At 60.0% G+C, this 3908-nt stretch carries 3 protein-coding genes; all 3 read left to right on the top strand.

Annotation, left to right across the window (positions count from 1 at the left end; genetic code table 11):
• Nucleotides 1–206: hypothetical protein (locus tag WCB02_RS09955; RefSeq protein WP_423957881.1), on the top strand; the 206-nt coding region annotated here is incomplete at its 5' end.
• A gap of 53 nt (nt 207–259) precedes the next feature.
• Nucleotides 260–1486: a TIGR02679 family protein gene (locus tag WCB02_RS09950; protein WP_423957879.1), complete on the top strand. Its 1227-nt coding sequence runs from the start codon at nt 260–262 to the stop codon at nt 1484–1486.
• A 1742-nt stretch (nt 1487–3228) separates the two neighbouring features.
• A complete protein-coding gene (locus WCB02_RS09945) occupies nt 3229–3585 on the top strand; it encodes an H-NS family nucleoid-associated regulatory protein (RefSeq protein WP_423957877.1) in 357 nt (118 codons plus the stop codon).
• The last annotated feature ends 323 nt before the right edge of the window (nt 3586–3908 follow it).

Here is a 3908-nt window from a genome sequence, read left to right as displayed (position 1 = left end):
GCATGGGGCTGATCCGCGAGTTCGATCTCGATTTCGTCATCACCAGCGAACGCGAATGGGCCTGCTATGCCGAGCTGCCGGGCGTCGCGATCTGCCAGTTGCAGCGACGTGAAGGCATCGATGCGGTGTTCGTGTCGCGCTGGAGCTGGGACGGCCGCGCCAAGACACGGCAGGAGGATCCCGACCGGAGGTTCGCGCCGACATGAGTTCCCAGGCCGACCCGCGCCTGCAACGCCTGCTTGGCGGCGATCATTTCGCGTTGCTGCGCAAACGCCTGCGCCGGCGTTTCGAACGCGCGTCGCGCGACGCCGTGGTTGAAAGCTTTCGTATCGGCAAGCTCAGCGTGGAAGAGCACGCCGCGTTGGCGTCGCTGCTCGGCCGTCCGCTGCGTTACGCCGATTCCCTGCAAATCGATGTTCGCCTGGTCGATACCGTGTTTCAGAACGCCGGCATCGCCGCGTCGCTGCGCGACGCGCTTGAGCGGCTCGACGGCCCCATTGCCAATCTGGCCGCGACGCGCTTCGCGCTGCAAACGCAGTGGTCGGACGTGATGGGCGCCTGCGCCAATCGCGACCTTATCGCATTGCTGCAGGCTCCGGCCGGCATCGGGCTGCTCAAGCGTCTTTCCAGGCAGAACCCGCCCGCGGCAAGCCAGATCTGTCATCGCGTCGAAACGGTGTTGCAACGCCTGCCGGCGGGCGGCATTACACGTTCGCAATTGGCCGCAGAGGTTCTGGGCGACGCGCATGCGCTCGACGCTGGTCAGCCGACGGCGACCCTGGTACTGGCAGTCTGGCGCCAGCGGATCGCCCGGAACTGCGCCAACAATGTTTGCGTCGATATTGAGCCAACGGAGGACAGCGACCTGGAGCTCGACGGCGGTGCGGAACGCGACCGCGACGTCTGGGCCAAGGCGGGGCTGCTCGTCAATGAATTGGCGCGCCCGGCACTGTTCCTGAACCTGCCCAGGCGCGATGCAGACGATCGCGATGATTTTCCGGGAGAGCCTGTTTATGCGTCGCTGCGATCGCTGTTGCGTTCACCGCCGCCGTGGGACGTGGCTACTCGCAAGGTCTATGTCTGTGAGAATCCCAACCTGGTTGCGATCGCGGCTGATCGCTGGGGCTCTGGTTGCGCGCCGCTGGTCTGCACCGACGGCATGCCGGCCGCCGCGCAGCGATGCCTCTTGTCGCAGCTCGCGAAAGCGGGTGCGCAGCTTTGCTACCATGGCGATTTCGACTGGCCGGGAATCCGGATCGGCAACCACGTCATGGCCGAGCACCGCGCCCGATCCTGGCGCTTCGGTGCGGTCGACTACGAGACCGCCGTCTGCACGGCCACAGCTCCCGGACAGACCCTCACTGGGAGGGCCACCCCCGCTTCGTGGGATGAAGGATTGATGGCCGCGATGCAGCAACACCGGCTCTCCATTGCCGAAGAAGCTCTCGCCAATTCGTTGTTGGAGGATCTCAAGCCCCCATGCTGACGGGGTTTTCGGTACTATTCCGAATGCGCTCTTTGGAGAGCATCCTTGCTGCCATGCGGCTTGCCGGCACTCACATCATAATGGCGGCGTCAGGGTGGCGCGACCGCTCGTGCCGGCTATCAGCTCGCCCGTACCTGACCGGAGCGACGCGGCCGCCGAGCCGGTCGACCCGGTCCGGATAGACCTTCCCGGTTATCATCGATCCTGACAAGGCGTAGCCCGATTTCAGTCAGTTCTGCCGATGCGACGGCGCGATCAAATCGACTTCAAGCCCATGGTCGTCGAGGATGTCGAGCAGCGGTTGACCCGGCGTGGTGCATGAAATTCACGCTCCTTCTGTTCGACCGTCGGGCCTGAAAACGGCGGAGCAATCGAGCTCTTCGAGGCAATCGCCTCGGCAGCCGCCAGATCGGCCTTTGCCTCTAGAATCTCGGTGGAGCTGCCCCATCGACCGCAGCGCCGCGAGGCGCCGGTTGATCTGCGGTTGCGCGTGCGCGCAGGTGTGCCACCCGTGTATCCTTCTGCTGGTGCAGCCAACTCTCACATCTCAGGTGCGAAGGCACGATTGATGCAGGCCACGGTGAAAGGCATGTTCGCCTTCACGGCCGGCTGCAAGCCGCCTGGTTCGCCTGATCAGGTCAAATCGCGTACTGGGCGGCTTTCATGGCTGCGCAGCCGATCATGATCCAAAGAGCGAAGTTGATTTCCAACGCGACGACCATCGCGTACTCCCCATATTTTGCCCACGTTAACCTCTGGGCAACTGATTCGAGTATGGTTGCAATTATAACAAACTTCTAGCGAAAGTTATGAGCATCTGTTGTGCGCTGCATGATGCGCTGGAGCCCAAACCTGGACAGACTCGTTCAACGCGATGGCCGGACCGACGGCTTTCCGCGAGTTATGCGCGTCGAAAAACATACGACGAGCATAAAGCTAACCAGTTAACAGGTGGCTCGGAATAGATCGTAGCTCAAGATCGTCATTAGTCGGGCTAACCGAAAGGCGCACCGGAGTCGTCTTGCGACCGCCACTTCACTTCTAGCGTGCCAAGAAGCTGGGTATCGATACGACGAGAGGCAACCACGAAGCAGACTGTGTATAACAGGACGAGCAGCAAGAATATTACACTCGTAATAATAGAATGCGGCGCCACGGATCTTCTCGAGTCACAAGAAAAAACATAATGGTTACAGAGTTTTAAGAAATATACCGCAATGAAGATGTTTTTGATTGCAGCGTCGCTGGAGTGCTCAATCTCAAATTCTGCGAATGAGCACTGGAGCCGTCAAAAGCCAACCATCTCGAACAGAGCAACCGGGCAGTTGGCGGTCGGTCAACCGCTCATGCCGCGATTCAGGAGACAACTGTTAGCGTCTGGTGAACGGCAAAATCAAAAGTCCTGAGATCGGCCACTATCTACGCCGCCGACGGCGTGGCAGCGTCAGCGGCTCACGAACAGATTCATGCCACCTCGAAACCTCCAAAGAACCAGCACAATTCGGACAAGACTCGTCACCCGAAGCCTTCGTTCCACTACTCCCGTAACAGTAGGAAAGCAGCCTCGCTGCTTGTTTGTCGAACTTTGATAATTCAGTTTGACTACACAGCGATCCAGCGTTTTAAGAAACTGAGCGGTATCGATTGGGGCACGATCACGCTCGGACAATCGAGCCTGCGACTCGGCAGTCGTGGTCCGACGGTCGGACGCTCCAACCCGGATTGAGACACTCGAGCAAAAAATGAAAAGCGCTGATCTAGAATCGATGGGTATCGACCAGCTGTGGTCGCTTCGCGAAGAGATCGCCTCCGAATTGTCCCGCAAAATGCTGGCTGAAAAGGCGCAGCTTGAGCGGCGCCTGCGCCAGCTTGCAGCGTCGCCGGAGGAAGCCGCTACGAACAAAGCCAGTGCTCGACGCCCCTATCCGCGCGTCTCGCCAAAATATCGCAACCCGGCGGAGCCGTCTGAAACTTGGACTGGCCGCGGCAAGACGCCACGCTGGCTCACTGCACAGCTAAAATCGGGGAAAAAACTTGACGATTTTCGGATTCAACGTTCGAACAATCGTACGGGTCGTTCCGGGCGGCACATCGTGTAGCCATCTGGAAAACGGACTTCCGAACTCTGCAATTCAGCTAACGGGGTAGTTCGCCATGCGGCGCGGCGAGGCGCATGTTCTGCGTCGCGCGTCCCCCGATCGTAGGCACCCCTTTGGCTTGGAATCGATGACTTACCCGGAATTGGCTGGTGTATTTGAGAAAGCTGTCCGGCTCCATTTGGCGGTGCCAGGCGACTGTGAGCGTCGCCGCGTTTTTTGATGGACCGCTGAGCAAGAACTTTGATGGACTTCCCGCTTCCGCTTCCCGAGGCCTGTAGGGTGTTTGGGAAGCGGAAGTGGGAAGCGCTGCTTCATCCGGCGAG

This window comes from Bradyrhizobium sp., from assembly GCF_049581145.1.
Taxonomy (GTDB): Bacteria; Pseudomonadota; Alphaproteobacteria; order Rhizobiales; family Xanthobacteraceae; genus Bradyrhizobium.
Note: the sequence above shows the minus strand (reverse complement) of the source record. Positions and strands in the feature narration are given on the sequence as shown.

What these genes read in the sequence shown, in the direction of transcription:
- WCB02_RS09945 (WP_423957877.1), top strand. Translation starts at nt 3,229, where the DNA reads ATGAAAAGCGCTGATCTAGAATCGATGGGTATCGACCAGCTGTGGTCG.